The 18,966-nt window shown below is 71.5% G+C and carries 17 protein-coding genes; 6 read left to right on the top strand and 11 right to left on the bottom strand.

All coding sequences use genetic code 11. The features are described 5' to 3' along the window. The first annotated feature begins 399 nt into the window (after positions 1-399). The 3 genes from BCD49_RS38470 (at position 400) to BCD49_RS38460 (ending at position 4,625) form a co-directional block, all read left to right on the top strand. A complete protein-coding gene (locus BCD49_RS38470) occupies positions 400-795 on the top strand; it encodes a DUF485 domain-containing protein (protein WP_007518624.1) in 396 nt (131 codons plus the stop codon). Continuing rightward, positions 792-2,468, top strand: a complete 1,677-nt coding sequence (locus BCD49_RS38465; protein WP_007518626.1) for a solute symporter family protein — start codon at positions 792-794, stop codon at positions 2,466-2,468. Before BCD49_RS38470 ends, BCD49_RS38465 begins: the two co-directional genes overlap by 4 nt. Before the next feature lie 255 nt (positions 2,469-2,723). Next, positions 2,724-4,625 carry a propionyl-CoA synthetase gene (locus tag BCD49_RS38460; protein ID WP_027140241.1) on the top strand — a complete coding sequence of 634 codons (1,902 nt, stop codon included), beginning with the start codon at positions 2,724-2,726 and terminating at the stop codon, positions 4,623-4,625. Between the two features lie 280 nt (positions 4,626-4,905). Here BCD49_RS38460 and BCD49_RS38455 read toward each other — a convergent pair whose 3' ends face one another. Both BCD49_RS38455 and BCD49_RS38450 read right to left on the bottom strand, forming a co-directional pair. Then, entirely contained in the window at positions 4,906-5,469 is a 564-nt protein-coding gene (locus BCD49_RS38455; protein WP_007518630.1) for a hypothetical protein, read from the bottom strand. Positions 5,470-5,623: 154 nt separating this feature from the next. Beyond that, complete coding sequence (locus tag BCD49_RS38450; protein WP_083401958.1) at positions 5,624-6,349, bottom strand: hypothetical protein; 726 nt, start codon at positions 6,347-6,349, stop codon at positions 5,624-5,626. Between the two features lie 268 nt (positions 6,350-6,617). On the opposite strand from BCD49_RS38450, the gene BCD49_RS38445 reads away from it, so the two are divergent. Continuing rightward, complete coding sequence (locus BCD49_RS38445) at positions 6,618-7,091, top strand: hypothetical protein (RefSeq protein WP_007518633.1); 474 nt, start codon at positions 6,618-6,620, stop codon at positions 7,089-7,091. A gap of 23 nt (positions 7,092-7,114) precedes the next feature. On the opposite strand, the gene BCD49_RS38440 is transcribed toward BCD49_RS38445, so the two are convergent. After that, positions 7,115-8,527 (bottom strand): amino acid deaminase/aldolase, encoded by a 1,413-nt coding sequence (locus tag BCD49_RS38440; protein ID WP_083401957.1) that lies wholly within the window; start codon positions 8,525-8,527, stop codon positions 7,115-7,117. 156 nt (positions 8,528-8,683) lie between these two features. Between BCD49_RS38440 and BCD49_RS38435 the strand changes: the two genes are divergently transcribed. Further along, positions 8,684-10,015: a D-arabinono-1,4-lactone oxidase gene (locus tag BCD49_RS38435; RefSeq protein ID WP_027140242.1), complete on the top strand. Its 1,332-nt coding sequence runs from the start codon at positions 8,684-8,686 to the stop codon at positions 10,013-10,015. Positions 10,016-10,024: 9 nt separating this feature from the next. Here the strand turns inward: BCD49_RS38435 and BCD49_RS38430 are convergent, their stop codons facing one another. From BCD49_RS38430 to BCD49_RS38420, 3 genes are all read right to left on the bottom strand, one after another. Next, positions 10,025-10,219: a hypothetical protein gene (locus BCD49_RS38430; RefSeq protein WP_007518639.1), complete on the bottom strand. Its 195-nt coding sequence runs from the start codon at positions 10,217-10,219 to the stop codon at positions 10,025-10,027. Between the two features lie 207 nt (positions 10,220-10,426). After that, positions 10,427-10,897 (bottom strand): YbaK/EbsC family protein, encoded by a 471-nt coding sequence (locus BCD49_RS38425; RefSeq protein ID WP_007518641.1) that lies wholly within the window; start codon positions 10,895-10,897, stop codon positions 10,427-10,429. 351 nt (positions 10,898-11,248) lie between these two features. After that, positions 11,249-12,217, bottom strand: coding sequence for a LysR family transcriptional regulator (locus BCD49_RS38420; RefSeq protein ID WP_035926234.1), 969 nt, complete (start codon positions 12,215-12,217; stop codon positions 11,249-11,251). 73 nt (positions 12,218-12,290) lie between these two features. Between BCD49_RS38420 and BCD49_RS38415 the strand changes: the two genes are divergently transcribed. Then, on the top strand, positions 12,291-12,530 hold the full coding sequence (locus BCD49_RS38415; protein WP_007518645.1) for a hypothetical protein: 240 nt from the start codon (positions 12,291-12,293) through the stop codon (positions 12,528-12,530). A 186-nt stretch (positions 12,531-12,716) separates the two neighbouring features. On the opposite strand, the gene BCD49_RS38410 is transcribed toward BCD49_RS38415, so the two are convergent. The 5 genes from BCD49_RS38410 to BCD49_RS38390 all read right to left on the bottom strand — a co-directional run bounded on the left by BCD49_RS38410 (position 12,717) and on the right by BCD49_RS38390 (position 18,371). Further along, a complete protein-coding gene (locus BCD49_RS38410) occupies positions 12,717-13,463 on the bottom strand; it encodes an ABC transporter ATP-binding protein (protein ID WP_007518647.1) in 747 nt (248 codons plus the stop codon). Next, positions 13,463-14,419 (bottom strand): ABC transporter ATP-binding protein, encoded by a 957-nt coding sequence (locus tag BCD49_RS38405; RefSeq protein WP_007518649.1) that lies wholly within the window; start codon positions 14,417-14,419, stop codon positions 13,463-13,465. The genes BCD49_RS38410 and BCD49_RS38405 overlap by 1 nt, the downstream gene beginning before the upstream one ends. Continuing rightward, positions 14,416-15,819 carry a branched-chain amino acid ABC transporter permease gene (locus BCD49_RS38400; RefSeq protein WP_007518650.1) on the bottom strand — a complete coding sequence of 468 codons (1,404 nt, stop codon included), beginning with the start codon at positions 15,817-15,819 and terminating at the stop codon, positions 14,416-14,418. The genes BCD49_RS38405 and BCD49_RS38400 overlap by 4 nt, the downstream gene beginning before the upstream one ends. Beyond that, positions 15,816-16,748 carry a branched-chain amino acid ABC transporter permease gene (locus BCD49_RS38395; protein ID WP_007518651.1) on the bottom strand — a complete coding sequence of 311 codons (933 nt, stop codon included), beginning with the start codon at positions 16,746-16,748 and terminating at the stop codon, positions 15,816-15,818. Before BCD49_RS38395 ends, BCD49_RS38400 begins: the two co-directional genes overlap by 4 nt. Before the next feature lie 444 nt (positions 16,749-17,192). Further along, entirely contained in the window at positions 17,193-18,371 is a 1,179-nt protein-coding gene (locus tag BCD49_RS38390) for a branched-chain amino acid ABC transporter substrate-binding protein (protein ID WP_007518652.1), read from the bottom strand. Between the last annotated feature and the right edge of the window lie 595 nt (positions 18,372-18,966).

The raw sequence follows: 18,966 nt of genomic DNA, 5'->3' as shown, positions 1-18,966 counted from the left end.
TTCGCGGCGCGGGGCCGGTCGCCGCGCTGGATCGTTCGCCGCACGGGGCCGGTCGCCGCACGGGCCGGTCGCCGCACGGGGCCGGTCGCCGCACGGGCCGGTCGCCGCACGGGGCCGGTCATCGCGCGGGCCGTTCGTCGCGCGGAATCGACCGCTCGTCGCCGGGCTCGGCCGACCGACCGCTCGGCGCGGCGTGCCGGCCCGTCGGGCGCCGGGTTCGTGCCGCCGACAGCTTGGTCCGCGCGGCGGTCTCCACGGCGCCCGCGCACGCCCCTACGGTGACGGCCGTCACACCGATCGCCCGGAGTATCCCAACGTCCGGGCCACACCGGGCCAGGGGCCGCGCGACCGCGAGGCGGAGGCGTGGCCGGTGGCCTCCAGCGGAGTGGAGGCAGCCGCGTGAGCACCATCCAGTCATCCCCCGGCGAGGCCGCCCCTGGCGCGTCCGCCAGCGGGCAGGAGAGCTATCTCGATCTACAGCGCAGTCCCGAGTTCGGCGAGCTGCGGCGCGGCTTCCGGCGGTTCGTGTTCCCGATGACCGCGCTCTTCCTGGCCTGGTACTTCCTCTACGTGCTGCTGGCCGCCTTCGCGTCCGGCTTCATGTCACACAAGGTCGGCGGGAACATCAACGTCGGCCTGCTGTTCGGGCTCGGCCAGTTCCTGTCGACGTTCGTGATCACGGCGGTCTACGTCCGTTGGGCCGACCGCCGGCTCGACCCGGCGGCGGCCGCACTGCGCGCTCGATTTGAGGGCACGCAGCTCGAGGGCACGCAGGTCGGGGGTGATGCGCGGTGACCACAGGGAGCACGGGGACCACGGTGAACCTCGCGGCCGACACGGTCGGCAGGCCGGCCGTCAACATCTCGATCTTCGCCCTGTTCGTCGTCGTCACCCTCGCGATCGTCATCCGCTTCTCGCGGGCCAACCGCACCGCCACCGACTTCTACGCGGGTGGGCGCGCGTTCTCCGGCCGGCAGAACGGCATCGCGATCTCCGGTGACTACCTCTCGGCGGCGTCCTTCCTCGGCATCGCCGGCGCCATCGCCCTGCAGGGCTATGACGGGTTCCTCTACTCGATCGGGTTCCTCGTCGCCTGGCTGGTGGCGCTGCTGCTGGTCGCCGAGCTGCTGCGCAACACCGGCCGCTACACGATGGCCGACGTGCTGAGCTTCCGGCTGCGCCAGGGCCCGGTACGCACCGCCGCCGCCATCTCGACGCTCACCGTCAGCCTGTTCTACCTGCTCGCCCAGATGACCGGCGCCGGCGGACTGGTGAACCTGCTGCTCGGGGTCAAGGGCACGGCCTGGCAGAACCTGACGATCGCCATCGTCGGCGTCCTGATGATCGTCTACGTCCTCGTCGGCGGGATGAAGGGCACGACCTGGGTGCAGATCATCAAGGCGGTCCTGCTGGTGCTCGGCGCCGCGCTGATGACCTTCTGGGTGCTCGGCAAGGCCGGCTTCAACCTGTCCTCGGTCCTCGGCGACGCGGCCGCGGCCAGTCCCAAGAAGGACGCCGTGCTCAATCCCGGCGTCAAGTACGGCCTCACCAACACCACGAAGATCGACTTCATCTCGCTCGCGATGGCGCTRGTGCTCGGCACCGCCGGGCTCCCGCACGTCCTGATGCGGTTCTACACCGTGCCGAGCTCGATCCAGGCTCGCCGCAGCGTCGCCTGGGCGATCGGGATCATCGGGGTCTTCTACCTGTTCACCCTGGTGCTCGGCTACGGCGCGATGTACCTGGTCGGCGCGGACAAGATCAACGCGGCACCGGGCAAGGCGAACTCGGCGGCGCCGCTGCTGGCCTTCGAGCTCGGCGGCACACTGCTGCTCGGCATCATCGCCGCGGTGGCGTTCGCGACGATCCTCGCCGTCGTCGCGGGCCTCACCATCACGGCGAGCGCGTCGTTCGCGCACGACGTCTACAACAGCGTCGTGAAGAAGGGCACGGCCGCGCCCGAGCAGGAGGTGCGGGTGGCCCGGATCACCGCGGTCGTCATCGGCCTGGTGGCGATCGTCGGCGGCATCCTCGCCAAGGACCAGAACGTCGCCTTCCTGGTGGCGCTGGCGTTCGCGGTCGCCGCGTCGGCGAACCTGCCGACGATCCTCTACTCGCTGTTCTGGAAGCGCTTCAACACCCGCGGCGCGCTCTGGAGCATCTACGGCGGCCTGATCTCCGCCATCGTGCTGATCGTCTTCTCCCCCGTGGTCTCCGGGAAGGCCGGCAGCGCCTCCATGATCAAGGACTCGTCGGTGGACTTCCACTGGTTCCCGCTGGACAACCCGGGGATCGTCTCGATCCCGCTCGCGTTCTTCCTCGGCTGGCTCGGCACGGTCACCAGCCGGGAACGGGTCGACGAGGCGAAGTACGCCGAGATGGAGGTCCGGTCGCTGACCGGCGCGGGCGCGGAGCGGGCGACCGTGCCGCCGCCCCGGACCGGCGAGGCTCTCCCCGAGCCGGTCTGACGCCTTCCCCGCCTGGCCTGTCTGTCGGGGCCCGCAGGTCCTGGGCAGACGGGCAGGTCAGGCGTCGTGGCGGCCGTGTCGCGGAGCGGACGATGGTGGTGGCTGGCCGGCCGCCCGTGCGACCGTGACCGCGCTGGACGCGACCGCGAACGGCGAACGGCGAACGCGGACGCCGCGGATCTCCGTCCATGGCGGGCGGCGCGGGCAGGCATGGTCGAGGCGGGCCGGGCGGTGGAGACCGAGAGGGAGCGCGAGATGGGTGACTACCGACGGATCTACGAGCAGAGCCTCGCCCGGCCGGAGGAGTTCTGGTCCGAGGCCGCACGCGCGATCGACTGGGCCCGCCCGCCGGAAAGGGTCCTCGACGCCAGCCGGCCGCCGTTGTACCGCTGGTTCCCCGACGCCGAGCTGAACACCTGTTTCAACGCCGTGGACCGGCATGTGGTGAACGGCCGGGGCGACGCGGCGGCCATCATCTACGACTCGCCCGTGACGGGCACCCTGCGCCGCTACACGTACCGCGAGCTGCGCGACGAGGTCGCGCGCGCCGCCGGCGCGTTCGCCGCGCTCGGCGTCGGCCGCGGCGACCGGGTCATCGTCTACCTGCCGATGATCCCCGAGGCGGTCATCACGATGCTGGCCTGCGCCCGGCTCGGCGCGGTCCACTCGGTCGTCTTCGGCGGCTTCGCGCCCGCGGAGCTCGCCGCCCGGATCGACGACGCGCGCCCGACGCTCGTCGTCAGCGCCTCCTGCGGCATCGAGCCGACCAGGCTGGTCCCGTACAAGCCGATGCTCGACGAGGCGCTGCGTCTCGCCGCCCACCCGCCGACGCGGTGCCTGATCGTCCAACGCGAGCAACAGCGGTGCGACCTGGTCGCCGGCCGCGACCACGACTGGGCGGACGTCGTCCCCGGCGCCACCCCGGCGGACCCGGTCACCGTCGCCGCCACCGACCCGCTGTACATCCTCTACACGTCCGGGACCACCGGCCACCCGAAGGGGATCGTCCGCGACAACGGCGGCCACGCCGTCGCGATGACCTGGTCCATGACCAACGTCTACGACATCGGCCCCGGCGACGTCATGTTCACCGCCTCCGACATCGGCTGGGCGGTCGGCCACTCGTACACCGTCTACGGCCCGCTGCTCGTCGGCGCGACGTCCGTCCTCTACGAGGGCAAGCCGGTCGGCACGCCGGATGCCGGCGCGTTCTGGCGGGTGGTCGCCGAGCACGGGGTGAAGGTCGTCTTCACCGCCCCGACGGCGATCCGGGCGATCAAGAAGGAGGACTCGGCCGGCACGCACCTCGCCAAGTACGACGTGGGCGCCTCACTGCGGGCGCTCTACCTGGCCGGCGAGCGGCTCGACCCGGCCACCTACGAGTGGGCGACGAGCATGCTCGGCGTGCCGGTCGTCGACAACTGGTGGCAGACCGAGACCGGCTGGCCGATCGCCGCCAACCCGATCGGCCTCGAGCGGCTGCCGGCGAAGGCCGGCTCGCCGACGGTCCCGATGCCGGGCTACGACGTCCGCATCCTCGACCCGTCAGACCCGGCCGCTGTGGAGGTACCGGCCGGCACCGCGGGCGCGATCGCCATCCGGCTGCCGCTGCCGCCGGGCACCCTGCCGACGCTGTGGGGCGACGACGACCGCTACGTGTCGTCGTACCTGTCGACGTTCGACGGCTACTACCTGACCGGCGACGGCGGCTACGTCGACGAGGACGGCTACCTGTACGTGCTGGGCCGCACGGACGACGTCATCAACGTCGCCGGCCACCGGCTCTCGACCGGGGAGTTGGAGGCGGTGCTCGCGGCGCATCCGGCGGTCGCCGAGTGCGCGGTCGTCGGGGTCGCCGACTCGTACAAGGGCCAGGTGCCACGCGGGCTGGTGGTCGTCAAGAGCGGCGTGGGCATCGACCCGGCGGTCCTCGCCGACGAGCTCGTCGCCCGGGTGCGCGCCGAGATCGGTCCGGTGGCGTCCTTCAAGCGGGTCGACGTCGTCGCCGCGCTGCCGAAGACCCGCTCCGGCAAGATCCTGCGCCGCACCATGCGCGAGATCGCCGACGGCCGCTCCCCAGCCGTGCCGCCGACGATCGAGGACCCGACGGTGCTCGACACCCTGCGCCCCGTCCTGGCCCCCGACCCGACCGCCTGACCCCGACCCCGGTTCTGTGTCGGATAGGCGAGCCTCTAGACACCCCCATCCGACACACTTCACCGATCGCTGGCGGAAGCGTGTCGGATGGGGGTGCCTATACGCACGGCCATCCAACGCAGTTCGCGGGTGGAGGGTGAGACGCCAGCGCGACGCCTGTGACGGGACCTGGGACGGTCCCAGGGCATCACCCCGGCCGGCCACGTTCGCCCGCCAGCGGCCGGCTCAGCCGTATCGATGTGGCTACCAGATGCGATCTCGGTCGAGCCGTTCGCCGAGGTCAGTCCCCGACGGCGGCGAGGTAGTCGTCGGCCAGCTCGTCGAGGTCGTCCAGCGGGTAGCCGAGCTCGGCGCGGATCCGGCGGCGACCGACGAGCAGAAGATCGATCATGAACTCGGGGACGTCGGCGTTCTCACAGCGGTGGTAGCCCATGGTGAACCAGGTATGGGCATCGGAGAGCTGCCCACTCACCTCGAGGGACTCGGCGACCGCGGCGTAGAGGTCCGGATCCTTGCTGCGGCTGGCCTTCAGCTCGCGCAGCAGACCCGCGGCGTCGTCCTGCCGCCCCGCGCGCAGATACGCGTCGTGCAGCCACACCCGGGGGTCGATCCCCTCGCAGCCGCCGTCGGCGATGGCCTCCTGGTAGCACCGGATCGCCGCGTCCCAGTCCTCGGCGAGCCCGTGCTGGCTGCCGGCCTCGACGAGCAGCGCCGCTCGGTTGACCTCCCCGCCGTGGCGCTCGGGCTGGGCGGCCAGTTCCTCGAACCGCGCGGCCGCGGCCCCGTGCCGCCCGTCCCGCGCCGCCCTGGTCGTGATGTCGTCAACATCGTCGTGACTGAGCATGCCCCATTCTCGCGACCGGCCCGCCTCCACCCGCGACCGCGACCCCACGAGCCACCCAGCAGCCCTGTTCGATCGGCCTTGTCCCGGCGTCTGTAGATGTATGTAGGCGCTATCTATGCAGATGGCGTCTTCATAGATAGCGCCTACCATTCGGCTATCTCTGGMGCATGGTTCGCGTGGCGGGGTCGCGGTGCTGGTCGGCGGTGGTGAGCAGGGCACAGGCGAGCAGGAGCCAGGCGACGGCGTTGCCGAGGGCACCGCTGTAGCTGCCGACGTCCTCCAGGGGCGAGACCGAGCGCAGCACCCAGGCCAGGGCCACGGTCGACGGCTCGGCCAGGGCGAGGGCGACGGCCGCCCAGGTGGGGACGACACCCGCCCGCCACGTGCCGACCGCCAGCACCACCATGCCGACGACCCAGGCGAGCATCGCGGGGCCGAGCAGAGCCGTCCAGGGCTCGTCGCCGCCGGCCATGCGCGGCGCCATCCCGAGGACGGACAGCGCCATGCCGCCGAGCGTGAGCCACGCGCCGACCCGTTCCGTCCGCCGGCCGGGCCGCCGCTGGACCAGGTGCAGGGCGACGAGCGCGGCCGCGCCCGACAGCCACGGCCAGAGGAACACGACGTCCCGGTAGTACTTCGCACCCGGGTGCACGAGCGAGTCGAGGGACAGATAGACGAAACCGATGGCACACACGCCCGCCGCGGCTGCCCCGAGCAGGGCCTTTCGGCGGACGTGGACGGGGCGCGCGGCGTCCACGTCCGCCGGCGAAGCCGTGGCGGACGCGACGAAGCCGGCGGTCGCGGTGGACCGAACCTGGCCGGCGGGCGCGGTGGCGGGGGCCTGGCCGGTGGAGCGGGCCTGGCTGGTGATCGTGGTCATGACGCCTCCCGAGGTGACCGGACCGAGGCGGCCCGGTGGTGGCGCTCATGCTCGGCGGGGGCGCGTCCCGCGGACCCGATGCGGCCGTCACGTCCTTCTCGGGACGCGAGGTCCCAGCCAGTGGGGCGGGGTGTCCCCGCCGAAAGGCGACATCGGGACCATGCGCCCGGGACGCCCTCGCCCGGACTGTGAGTGCCACGACCCCGCCGCGACGAGCGGGGCCGGCGCTCCGAGCAGGAGCGCGTCTCCCACCGCATTGGAGCGCTCGATGACCACCACCCGCATCACCACCACGGACGTCGCCGCGCCCGAGGGCATCGCGCCCGAGGTCGTCGCGGCCGGACCGGCGGCCGGCGCCCGTCTACGCGTCCCGGGCACGATCCGCGCCGCGCAGGCCCTGTTCCTGGTGCCGCTCGGTCTGTTCCAGCTCGCCGCGTCCATCGGCTTCTCGGTGACGACGAGCCTGAGCGACGCGGAGTACCTCGTCGCCGGCTGGGCGATGCTGATGGCCGCGACCGGCGTCGTCGCCGGGCTGCGGCTCGGCCGCGGCGGGGACAAGGTTGCCCGACTCGCCGCCGGGCTGCTGGCCGCCCAGACCGCGTTCGGCCTGGTCAAGCTGACCGTCTACCACGAGTCGGCGTCGTTCGTGTTCTTCGCGTTCACCGCCGCCTGCGCGACGCTGCTGGCGCTGCCGGCCAGCCGCCGCCACTTCCTCGCGCGCAGCGGGAGGACGACCTGGTAAGCCCAGTGGGCCGCACACGCGGTTCAGAAGGCGCGGCCCTCGCCGCGATAGGTCGGGACGGCCTGGACGGAGCCGTCGGCGCCGACGAGGTGCAGCGCGTTGACGTGCTCGCACAGCTCACCCGCCTTGGCGTGGCGGAACCAGACCCGGTCGCCGATCCGCAGGGTGTCGGCGGCCGGGCCGCGCAGTGGGGTCTGCACCTCGCCCGCCCCCTCCGTCCCGATCATCCGCAGGCCGGCGGGGTGGACCGGGCGAGGTACGCGGTCCGGGCCGGCGGGGCCGGAGGCGATCCAGCCGCCGCCGGCGACGGTGACGATGCCGGGCGCTGGCCGGCGCACCACCGGCAGCGCGAACAGTGCCGCCGGGGCGGGCGTGAACGCCTGGTAGATGTCGAACAGCGTCGGCCCGTACAGGCCGGAGCCGGCGGCGATCTCGGTCACGGCCGGCTCGGCCGTCGTCAGGTGGACGCTTCCGGTGCCGCCGCCGTTGACGAACTCCAGCCCCGGCGCGACCTCCCGCACGGCCGCCACCGCCGCCGCCCGCCGCTCGGCGAGCTCGGCCCTCGATCGCGCCTGCATCCGCCGGACCGCCTCGGCCCGCGCCGACGCCGCCGCCCGGCGCGCGGGCTCGAGGCGGGGAGCCGAGCCCGAGCCAGAGCCCGAGCCGGAACCAGAGCCGGAGCCGTCGGCGGGCTCGGCCGCCGACGGGAGTGGGGGCGGGGGCGGCGCGTCGCCCATGCCGGCGATCTGTGCCTCGTACGCCATCAGGCCGACGAGCGCGAAGCCCGGCCGGGTGGCGATGGCCTCGGCGAGCTCACCCGCCTGCTCGGCGCTGTGCACGGGCGAGCGGCGCACCCCGAGGTGTACCCGGCCGGCCGCCAGCCGCAGCGAGGCGTCCAGGTCCAGGCAGACCCGCAGCTGCGGCCGGGCCGCGCCGAGGACCGTGTCGATCAGGTCGAGCTGCTCGACGGAGTCGATCATCAGCGTCACCCGGCTCGCCGCGAACGGGTGGTCGACGAGCGTGCGCAGCGCGGCCCGGTCGGCCGTCGGGTAGCCGACGACGACGTCGGGGAACTCCTCCGCGAGCCAGATCGCCTCGGGGAGGGTGTAGGCGAGGATGCCGGCGAATCCGTCGGTCGCCAGGACTGCGCGCAGCACCGCCCGCGACCGCACTGACTTGCTGGCGACCCGGATCGGCTTGCCGGCCGCCCGCCGGACCAGGTCGGCCGCGTTCGCCCACAGCGCCGGCAGGTCAACGACGGCGAACGGCKGGTCGAGCGTGGCGGTGGCCGTCGCAAGCCGGTCCCAGTCGGGCTGTGGCGGCGCCGCTGGTGGATGACCGGACCGTGACGAGGCAGCCGGCCGCGTAAAGATCCCTACCAGATTCTCCAGCGCTACCACATCCCCATCGTGTCGGCTGTCGGGCTCGTTCGCCATATCTGTACGACGGGAGCCGGATCACCCCAGATTCGGCCAAGGGCGGGCAGTTGGTCGCGCACACCCACCCCCGCGTCGCGCCGCGCGCGGGGTACAGGGAAGCTGGGTGCGGATATTCGGAGGTGATCCGTGGGCTCTTCCGCCGGCTGGCGGCGTATGCGGTCCGACGCGTCGGCGTCGTGGTCGAACTGGGCTGGTAACCAGGTGGCGACACCGATGGCGGTGGCGCACCCGACGGATGCCGACGAGGTCGCCGCGCTGGTGCGCAAGGCGCTCGACGACGGCACCAGGGTGCGCCCGATCGGCAGCGGGCATTCGTTCACTCCGGTCGGCAGGCCGGACGAGCGGACCACCCAGCTGATGATGGACCGCTGCGCCGACCTGCTCGCGCTGGACGCGGGCAGCGGGCTGGTGACGGTCGGCGCCGGGATGACGCTGCGCCGGCTCAACCGGCTGCTCGCCGAGGCGGGGCTGGCGTTGACCAACCTGGGCGACATCGACCAGCAGACGATCGCCGGCGCGCTCGCGACGGGCACGCACGGCACCGGCGCCAGGTTCGGGGGGCTGGCCACCCAGGTACGCGCGTTCGAGCTGGTACGCGGCGACGGCACGATCGTGCTCTGCTCGGCGCACGAGCACGCCGACCTGTTCACCGCCGCCCGGGTGGGCCTGGGCGCGGTCGGCGTGGTGACGTCGGTGACCCTGCAGGCGGTACCGCTGTTCGCGCTGCGCGCCGAGGAGGGCTCGGCGCGGCTGGCCGACCTGCTCGACGGGTTCGACGAGTTCGTCGGCGGCGCCGACCACGCCGAGTTCTACTGGTTCCCGCACACCGACCGGACGCTGACGAAACGCAACACCCGCGCGCCGCTGTCCGACGGGCTCGACCCGCTGCCCCGGCTACGCGGCTGGTTCGACGACGACTTCCTGTCCAACCGGGTGTTCGGCATGGTCGTGGCCACCGGCCGCCGCCTGCCGCGCACGATTGCGCCCGCGGCGAAGGTCAGCTCCCGCGCGCTCAGCTCCCGCACCTTTACCGACGTGTCGTACAAGGTGTTCACCTCGGAGCGGCGGGTGCGGTTCAAGGAGATGGAGTACGCCGTTCCGAGAGACGAGCTGGTCGGTGTCGTCCGTGAGCTGACGAGTGCGTTGGAGAAATCTGGCCTGAGGATTTCGTTCCCGGTGGAGGTCCGGGTCTCGGCCCCCGACGAGATCTGGTTGTCGACGGCGTACGGGCGGGCGACCGGATACGTCGCGGTCCATGTCGACCACGGCACGCCGCACGAGGAGTACTTCGCCCTCGTCGAGAAGATCATGACCACGGCCGGCGGCCGGCCGCACTGGGGGAAGCTGCACACCCAGGACGCCGAGGCGCTTCGCCCCCGCTATCCGAAGTTCGACGAGTTCCTCGCCGTCCGGGCCGCGGCGGACCCGAAGGGCGTCCTCACCAACGACTACCTGGACAAGGTCCTCGGCCCGGTCCAGCCCTAGGCTGGCGCGTCAGGCGCTCCAGTCGTCGGCCGACCAGTCGTCGGTCTGCCAGGGCACGTCGTCGGCGAGTTCCACGTCCTGGGTAAGGGTGTAGCTGCGGCCGCGCGTCCAACCGGTCGGGAAATGCCTGCCACCGTGGGCCGCCGCCGCGCCGCGCGGCGCCCGGTCCGTGGTCTTTCGAAGATTTTCCCGGCCCATTCGCATGGCGCACTCACCGGCCTCGGACAATCGGGATCAGCGGTCTGCGGCAGACTATCGTGACTATCGTCACTCGCCAGGGTTCTGTCCGGCGGTAGACACCGCCCGTCCGGCGGCCGCCTGGCCCTGAGCGGCCAGGTCAGCGGCTACGGCGCTTGGTCAGCAGCCAGACGAGGGGTCCCCGGGGTCCCTGCCGGAGCGGTGGGATAGCTCCTAGAACTCGTGGCGAATGTCGGCCCATTCGCCGCGGGTGATGGCGATGAGCTCGTCGGGATTGGTCTGGAAGACGGCGTTGGGGGTCCCGGCGGCGGCCCACAACTCGGCGTGGGCGAGCAGGTCGCGGTCGACGAGAATGCGCATCTCGGTGGCGTGGCCGACCGGCGGCACCCCTCCGATCGCGTAGCCGGTGGCCTCGCGGACGGTCTTCGCGCCGGCACGCCCGACCGGCTCGCCGAGCAGTTCGGCGACCTTCTCCGTGTCGACCTGGTTGTCACCCGACGCCAGCACCATGATGGGCTTCTCGCCGGCCAGGAAGACCAGGCTCTTCACGATCTGGCCGACGGACACGTCGAGCGCCTCCGCGGCCTCGGTGGCGGTGTGCGAGCTGTTCGGCAGCTCCCTGGCCTCGCCCATGGCGCCCAGGTCCCGCAGGCGCGTCTGAAAACGCTCCACCGTCGGATGCATGACTGTCCCTGCTTCTTGATCGGCTATTCGTTTGTGCTGTAGCGCTGGTGTATCAGGACTCGGAGCCTTCGCGGGCCATCACCGACGGAAACCCCGCGTGCCCTGACCATCCGTCAGCTTTCCGTTGGCCGGCGATGGTCGCGCGGGGTGACGGCCACGGCCAGCGGTCGGCGAGAGGGGGCGCGGCGACAGCCGGCTGACCTGGTAACGCGCGTGCGCGCGCAAGTCATTGGCGCAACAACAATCGGCGATTGACTACGCCAGGTAGTCGATGGGTCGCCATCGGCCGCCAGCCAGCCCCCCGATCATCCAGCCCCCGGTCAACCGGCCCCGGGTCAGCCAGCCCCCGGGTCAGCCGGCCTGGGCCGGCACCGCCGCCAGGACGGACGCCGGCCGGACGCTGCGCGGGGGCACCGTCGGCGGCTCCGTCAGGGCGGACCCGGCGGCGGTCGTCAGCGCGCGCAGCACGGCCGCGAGATGCGGCGCGCCCGCGGAGCCGCGCCGCAGCGACACCGCGAGTCGGCGCGCCGGCGCGTCGACCAGCGGCCGCAGCACGACCTGGTCCGTCGAGGAGAGGCCGGCGAGCCGCGGGATCAGCCCGATCCCGCACCCCGCCCCGATCAGGCCGAGGACCGCGATGAACTCGTCGGTGCGGTGCCGCAGCCGCGGCGCGAACCCGGCCGCCGCGCACGCGGCCTGCATGATCTCCAGGCAGGCCGTCCCTGGCCGGCTGGCGATGAAGTCGTCGTCGGCGAGCTGGGCCAGGTGCACCTGATCCAGGCAGGCGAGCGGATGGTCCCAGGGCAGCGCGACGTCGAACAGATCGTCGACCATCTTGACCATCTCGAAGCGGGCGTCGTCCGGCCTGGTCGCCACGAAGTCGAACGCCATGTCCAGCTCGCCGCTGATCAGCATGTCGTAGCAGTCCGGCGGTCCGACGTCGACGATGGTGATCTGCAGGCCGGGATGGGTTATCCGCAGCTCCTGGAGCGCTGGCGCGACGATCCCGGTGATCGCCGTCGCGAACGCGGCGATGGTCACCTCGCCGAGCCGGCCCTCGTCGAACGCGGCGAGGTCCGCCTCGGCCCGCTCCAGCTGGGCGAAGATCTCGTCGGCGTGCCGCAGCAGCACCCTGGCGGCCGGGGTGAGCCGTACCCGCCGGCCGACCGGATCCAGCAGCATGACACCGGTCTCACGCGAGAGCGCGGCGAGCTGCTGACTGATGGCGGACGGGGTCAGGTGCAGCGCGGCGGCGGTCGCGGCCACCGTCCCCCGATTGTCGAGCTCGCGGAGCAGCCGGAGCCGTCGGACATCGATCACGTAGAACAGCTTAACGGTCTCGGCCACAAAAATTAGATGGACCGCGATAACCGCGCGGACGCACTCTCTTCACATGGTCATCGCAACCCTCATCGTCCTGGCGGTCCTGCTGCTCGTGGTCGGCGTCCGGCGTTTCGGCACCGACTCCCGCGACGGCAGAGACTGGAAGCCCGTCGAGAGCATCAGCCGAAGTCATCCCTGGGTCGCCGGATTCCAGTCCCGCGACCACCGAGCCCCGGACCTCGTCACCCTCAAGCTGCCCGCCGAGCTGGGTGGCTGCCGGCCGCTGGACAACCCCTGGCCCCGGTCCTGAGACGTGGGAGGCTCCAGCCTTCTTCCGTCCGCGTCAGCCGTTCCGCGGGTCCCCGCCAGCCGAGGCGGGGCCCCGCCGGCTGGCTGCCGGCGAGGCGAACGACTGTGACGGCGACGGCGGGACAGCGGGAAGGTGGTGGCGGTCGTGGTGGCGGTGGCGACGGACGCGCCAGTGAGCGCCGCGTCGCTACTTGGCCAGCTGGTGGGGAACTTCCTGCTCGGGCACGGACACGTCCTCGCCCAGGTATGCCTGGCGGACCCGGTCGTCGGCGAGCAGGTCGCCCGCCGGCCCGTCCAGCACTACCTGGCCGGTCTCCAGCACGTAGCCACGATTGGCGATCTTCAGCGCCTGGGCCGCGTTCTGCTCGACCAGCAGCACCGCGACCCCGTCGGCGTTGATCTGCGCGATCACGTCGAAGATGGTCTGCACCACCAGCGGAGCGAGGCCCATCGACGGCTCGTCGAGCAGCAGCAGCCGTGGCCGGCTCATCAGCGCCCTGCCGATCGCCAGCATCTGCTGCTCACCGCCCGACAGCGTGCCGCCGGCCTGGGAGACCCGCTCCTTGAGCCGGGGGAACAGCCCGAAGACGCGCTCCAGGTCCGGCCCGACGTGCTTGCGGTCGTGGAAAGCCCCCATGAGCAGGTTCTCGCGCACGGACATCGACGGGAAGATCCGGCGGCCCTCGGGCGAGTGCGCGACCCCGCGGCGCACCAGCTGGTGCGCCGGGATCTTCGAGAGCAGCTCGCCGTCGAGCAGCACCTGCCCGGCCCGGGGCCGCAGCAGGCCGGAGATCGTGCGCAGCGTCGTCGTCTTGCCGGCGCCGTTCGCCCCGAGCAGGGTGACGATCTCTCCGGCGTCGACCGTCAGCCGGACGCCGCGCAGCGCCGTGACGGCGCCGTACGCGACCTCGACGTCGACGAGCTCCAACAGCATCAGTGCTGGTCCCTTCCGGTGCCGCCGTTACGCGTCAGCCGTTCCGTCGGCGCGTCGTCCGGCGCGTCGTCCCCGCCCGCGGACTCGTCGTCCTGGCTACCGAGATACGCCTCGACGACGGCCGGGTCACGCTGGACCTCCGCCGGCGTGCCGTGCGCGATGACCCGCCCGAAGTTCAACACGGTGACGTTCGCCGCGACCGACATGACCAGGCGCATGTCGTGCTCGATCAGCAGCACCGAGACGCCGGTGCCGGCGATCGTACGGATCAGCTCCGCGAGCTCCAGTTTCTCCGACGGGTTGGTGCCGGCCGCCGGCTCGTCGAGCAGCAGCAGCTTCGGGTTGGTGCCGAGCGCCCGGGCGATCTCCAGGCGGCGCTGCTCACCGTACGGCAGCGACGCGGAAAGCTCGTGCACCCGGTGACGCAGCCCCACCAGGTCGAGCAGCTCGAGCGACCTCTCGACCCCGGAACGCTCCTCGCGCCGCATCCGCGGCGTTCCGAAGATCGCGCCGATCGAGCCGTAGCGCTGGCGCATCTCGACGCCGATCTGGACGTTCTCCAGCGCGGACAGGGCGGGGAACAGCCGGATGTTCTGGAACGTCCGCGCGACGCCGAGCTTGGTGATCGAGTGCGGCGTCTTCCCGACGATGGAGTGCGATCTGCCGGGCTCCGGCGAGAACGCCACCGAGCCCTGCTGCGGCTTGTAGGCGCCGGTCAGGCAGTTGAACAGCGACGTCTTGCCGGCGCCGTTCGGTCCGATGACCGCGAGGATCTCGCCGCGACGGTGCCGCAGCGTCACCCCGTCGAGGCTGGTCACGCCGCCGAAGCGCAGTGTCAGGTCGCGCGCGTTGACCACCAGGTCCGCGCCGGCCTCGTCGGTCGTATCCACGACGCTGCCCGGGCCGCCGGGGACGAGGACGGCGCCCCCGGCGCCCGTCGCGCGGTGCTTGCTCATCGGGCCCCGCTCTCCGAGGTCGGCGCGCTGCCGAGCGAGTCGGCATGACCGACGCCGTGCTCGGCGAGGCTGATCTCACGCTTACGGCGCCGCGAGGGGATGATGCCCTGCGGACGGAAGATCATCATGACGATCACCACCGCGCCGAAATAGATGAACCGGTCCGTCGCCGGCACCGTGTCACGCAGGTAGAAGGCGAGCCCCTGCAGGACGACCGAGCCGACGACCACACCCAGCCGGTTACCCATCCCGCCGAAGATCACGATCGTGACCACCAGGAACGACGCCTGCAGGCTGAAGATCTGCGGGTTGAAGAACTGCTTGCTCGCGAACAGCACCCCGGCGAACCCGGACACCGACGCACCGATCGCGAACGCGAGCAGCTTGAGGCGCAGGGTCGGCACGCCCGTCGCCTCGGCGGCGATCTCGTCCTCCCGGATCGCCGCCCACGCCCGGCCGATCCGCGACCGTTCCAGCCGGCCGAAGGCGATCATCACCAGCACGATGATCACCAACAGCAGGTAGTAGTACGGCTTCGGATCGAGCTTCCAGGAGTAGTTGATCCCCAGGAGGTGGATCGACAGGTGCGGGACGCCGAACGCCCCGCGCGGGCCGTTGGTCCAATGGGCATTGTTCGCGATCAGCTGGATGATCTCGCCGAAGCCCAGCGTGACGATCGCCAGGTAGTCACCGCGCAGCCGCAGCGTCGGGGCGCCGAGCAGGACGCCGGCGACCGCCGCGAGGAGGAACGCGATGGGGAAGATGAAGAACGGGTTGAGCGAGTGCGGGAAGTGCGCGGGGATCGCGGTCTTGGAGCCGAAGTAGGCGGTCGCGTAGGCGCCGATCGCGAAGAAGGCGATGTAGCCCAGGTCGAGCATGCCGGCGTAGCCGATGACGACGTTGAGGCCGAGCGCGAGCAGCGCGTAGATCCCGACGCCGTCGACCATCCACGTGACCGCCGCGTTCGAGAAGAACATCGGCATGATGATCGCCACGACCAGCAGAACGAGGTTCAGGCCGAGCGGGGCGAAGCGCTTCTCGGCCACGGCCGTCACCGGCTCGCTGACCGCCGCCTTGACCATCAACCACAGGGGGCGAGCGAGCGGCCAGAGCGCGGTGAGCAGCCACAGCAGGACGGCGAAGACCAGGAACTTGACGATCCGCGGCGCGAGGATGGCGTCCTGGACGGCGCCCAGTGGTTTCGCCGCCTTGCCGTTGGGGCCGGTCATGAGGGCGACGGCGAGGCCGATCAGGACGCAGACGCCCAGCTGGCGAAGCCCCGCCAGGCTGAACAGCGCCGCGGTGGCCGCGCGGCCGAGCCCCGCCGCGCCGCCCGGTCGTGACGGTGGCGGGGTTGGCGCCACCGAAGGGGAGGCGGGAGTCGCCGAGGTCGTGCTCATGCTGCCCTCCCCAGCCGCTCGCCCAACAGGCCGGTCGGCCTGACCATCAGGATCAGCACCAGCACCAGGAAGGCGATGACGTCCTTGTAGGAGGCCTGGAAGATGTAGCCGCCGTAGCTCTCGACCAGGCCGAGCACGATGCCGCCGAGCATGGCCCCGCGCACGTTGCCGATGCCGCCGAGCACCGCGGCGGTGAAYGCCTTGACGCCGGGGATGAAGCCCATGTTGTTGGAGGCGCTGAAGGTCATCGCGTACAGGAACCCGCCGGCACCGGCGAGCAGCCCGCCGATGATGAACGTCAGCAGGATAACCCGCTCGACGTTGACGCCCATGAGGGTCGCGGTGTCGGCGTCCTGCGCGACGGCGCGGATGCTCTGGCCGAGCCGGGTACGGGCGACGAGCGTGTCGAGCAGGACCAGCATCACCGCCGCCACCAGGATGATCACCAGGGTCTTGGTGTTGACCTCGGCGCTGAACACGTGGAAGACGGTGCCGTTGGTGAACGGAAGTTCCATCGTGACGTTCTGACGCTCCCACAGCTTGCCGGCCATGTTCACCGCGAACAGCGAGGCGCCGATGGCGCTGATCAGGTAGGCCAGCCGGGGCGCGTTCCGCTTGCGCAGCGGCCGGTAGGCGACCCGCTCGAGGGTGAACGCGGCGGCGGCGCCGCACAGCGCGCCGACAGCGAGGCCGACCAGGACAATCCCCACGGACGCCAGGCCGGACGGGGTGTCGCTGAAGCCGTTGACCAATCCTCTGGCCGCGAACAGGCCGCCGAACGCGCCCAGCATGAACACCTCGCTGTGCGCGAAGTTGATCAGCTGCAGGACGCCGTACACCAGCGTGTAGCCAAGCGCGATCACGGCGTACAACGAGCCGGACATCAGCCCGTCGATGGTCAGCTGCCAGAACTGGTGGACGAAGCCCATGCATCCGCCTTGTCAATATCATCTACAGCCACGGCGCGGCGGAACAGGGCCGCACGGCCCGAGGCAAGATCTTTCCAGCCTGGGGCAAAGTCGTTCCGGCCTGGGGCGGCTGACCAGAATATGGTCGCGCATCAGGCAGGCAACATCACTACGCAAAACCTGAGGTGCATGACCGGAGGCAGCCACCGCCTCGCGGTCACTCGTTCATGGTGGGGCTGGCGGTGCCACGTCTCGGCACGGCACTCCCCAGCCGCGGCGATTATTGCCGGCGGCCCACCGGGCCGCCGGACCCACCGCTGCCACTCCCTGACCTGCCGCGAACGTCGGAACGGGCGGCGGACGCGTACGCCCGCCGCCCGTCCGTCACGAACCTGCCGGGTGAGCGGCACTCCCCGCCGCGGGCGCGAGGCCCGCGGCGGGGGTCCCAACCGACCGACCGATTGGTCAGCTGGTCGGGACCAGCTTCGACACCGGGCCGACCAGGCTGATCGCACCGTTCTTCACCGTGTAGATGAAGACGGCCTGGTCGCTGACCTCGCCCTTGTCGCTGAACTTGATCTGCTTGGTCAGACCCTTGTAGTCGATGGTCTTGAAGGCCGCGGAGACGGCGGCGCGGTCAGCGCCGGGGCCGAGCTTCTTGAGGACCTCGATGATCGCGTTGGCCGCGTCGTACGCCTCGGCCGAGTAGGTACCCGGGTCCTGGCCGTTGAGGGCCTTGTAGGCGCTGACGAAGCCAGCCGCGTTCGGGTCCGCCTGCGCCCAGAGGCACGGGCAGCTGATCAGGGCGCCCTCGGCAGCGGCGGCACCGGCCTGCGCGATGAACTGCGGGTCGAGCGAACCGTCACCGGAGAGGATCTTGCCGGTGTAGCCCTTGTCCTTCAGCGCCTTGGTCAACAGCGCGAACTCGGCGTAGTAGCCGGAGTAGTAGATCACGTCCGGCTTCTCGGCGACGAGCTTGGTGGCCTCGGACGTGTAGTCCTTGGTCGGGTTCACGCTCTCGTGGACGAACGTCGTGCCGTTCGCCGTCAGCTCCGTCTCGATGACTTTGGACAGGCCGGTGCCGTACTCACTGGCGTCGTCCACCGAGTACACCTTGGTCGGCTTGAGGGCCTTGGAGATGTAGTCGGCGGCGGCCTTGCCCTGCACGTCGTCGGTCGGGATGACCCGGAAGAACGTCGTGAAGCCGAGCGAGGTCAGCGTCGGGTTGGTCGCCGACGGGCTCACCGACAGCAGGTTCGCGTCCGAGAAGAACTGCTCGCTGGCCTTCGTCGCGCCGGAGAACATCGGGCCGACGAGGGCGATGACGTCCTTGTTGTCGACGAGCTTCTGCGCCGCGGCCGGAGCCTGGTCCGGGCTGCCGACGTCGTCGGAGCTGACGGTCTTCAGGGTGAACGGAAGGTCACCCTTCTTGTTCGCCTCGTCGATGGCGAGCTTGAAGCCGTCTTCACCGTTGATGCCCAGCTGCTGGTTGTCGCCGGACAGCGGGCCCTGGAAGCCGATGGTGTAGGACGGCTTGCCACCATCCGAGCCACCCGAGTCTCCGTCATCGCTGCCACAGGCGGCGGCGGTGAGCGATACCGCCGTCGCGAGCGCCAGCGCGCCCAGGAGCCTGCGTCTTGCCATCAACTTCCTCCTACGTGTGCCCGGACGACCCGCCAGCGTGACGCCCCGACCCGCGGACCGCCACGATCCACCGGAGGATTCCGGCGGGCCGCCAGCGGCCGCGGAGGATGCGGTGYGGGTACCGGTCATGATGATCGGAACCGCTTCGGTCTTCCTGCTTCGACGGGCGCTACAGGGCATCGAACATGACTTCCGGCGCCCCGTGGCACGACCCCGCCGAGTTGGCGGAAACCTAGCCCTCCGGCGACCGAACGGGTAGGGCCGTTGAGGTGTTGTTACATGCAGGACACAAACCAGGCGCTTTGGCAACGCGTCCGTTCATCGGACGTACTGGGGAGCCGCACCCCCGCAACACCCACCACACCAGGCCTTCTCACCCGCTTGAGCCACCTCGCCCGCCCCGAAGCCCACATCGTGCCCGGCCCGCCCGCGCGCGCACCGGGGCTCCCACCGCACCGGACCCTCAACTGCTCACCCAGTCCAGCCCGCCACCCGGCGCGGGGTGGGGCCACGTGCCACCCGTGCCAGCGCCCGGTTCCGGAGCGGCCAGAGGCCACGCGGGGCGGGTCACGCGGGGCGGGTCACGCGGGGCGGG

The sequence above is a fragment of the Pseudofrankia sp. EUN1h genome (genome assembly GCF_001854645.1).
GTDB lineage: Bacteria > Actinomycetota > Actinomycetes > Frankiales > Frankiaceae > Pseudofrankia > Pseudofrankia saprophytica.
Note: the sequence above shows the minus strand (reverse complement) of the source record. Positions and strands in the feature narration are given on the sequence as shown.

Coding starts and splice junctions, on each gene's coding strand:
- BCD49_RS38435 (WP_027140242.1), top strand. CDS start 8,684: ATGCGGTCCGACGCGTCGGCGTCGTGGTCGAACTGGGCTGGTAACCAG.
- BCD49_RS38455 (WP_007518630.1), bottom strand. CDS start 5,469: ATGCTCAGTCACGACGATGTTGACGACATCACGACCAGGGCGGCGCGG.
- BCD49_RS38400 (WP_007518650.1), bottom strand. CDS start 15,819: ATGAGCACGACCTCGGCGACTCCCGCCTCCCCTTCGGTGGCGCCAACC.
- BCD49_RS38430 (WP_007518639.1), bottom strand. CDS start 10,219: ATGCGAATGGGCCGGGAAAATCTTCGAAAGACCACGGACCGGGCGCCG.
- BCD49_RS38425 (WP_007518641.1), bottom strand. CDS start 10,897: ATGCATCCGACGGTGGAGCGTTTTCAGACGCGCCTGCGGGACCTGGGC.
- BCD49_RS38415 (WP_007518645.1), top strand. CDS start 12,291: ATGGTCATCGCAACCCTCATCGTCCTGGCGGTCCTGCTGCTCGTGGTC.
- BCD49_RS38460 (WP_027140241.1), top strand. CDS start 2,724: ATGGGTGACTACCGACGGATCTACGAGCAGAGCCTCGCCCGGCCGGAG.
- BCD49_RS38410 (WP_007518647.1), bottom strand. CDS start 13,463: ATGCTGTTGGAGCTCGTCGACGTCGAGGTCGCGTACGGCGCCGTCACG.
- BCD49_RS38405 (WP_007518649.1), bottom strand. CDS start 14,419: ATGAGCAAGCACCGCGCGACGGGCGCCGGGGGCGCCGTCCTCGTCCCC.
- BCD49_RS38445 (WP_007518633.1), top strand. CDS start 6,618: ATGACCACCACCCGCATCACCACCACGGACGTCGCCGCGCCCGAGGGC.
- BCD49_RS38390 (WP_007518652.1), bottom strand. CDS start 18,371: ATGGCAAGACGCAGGCTCCTGGGCGCGCTGGCGCTCGCGACGGCGGTA.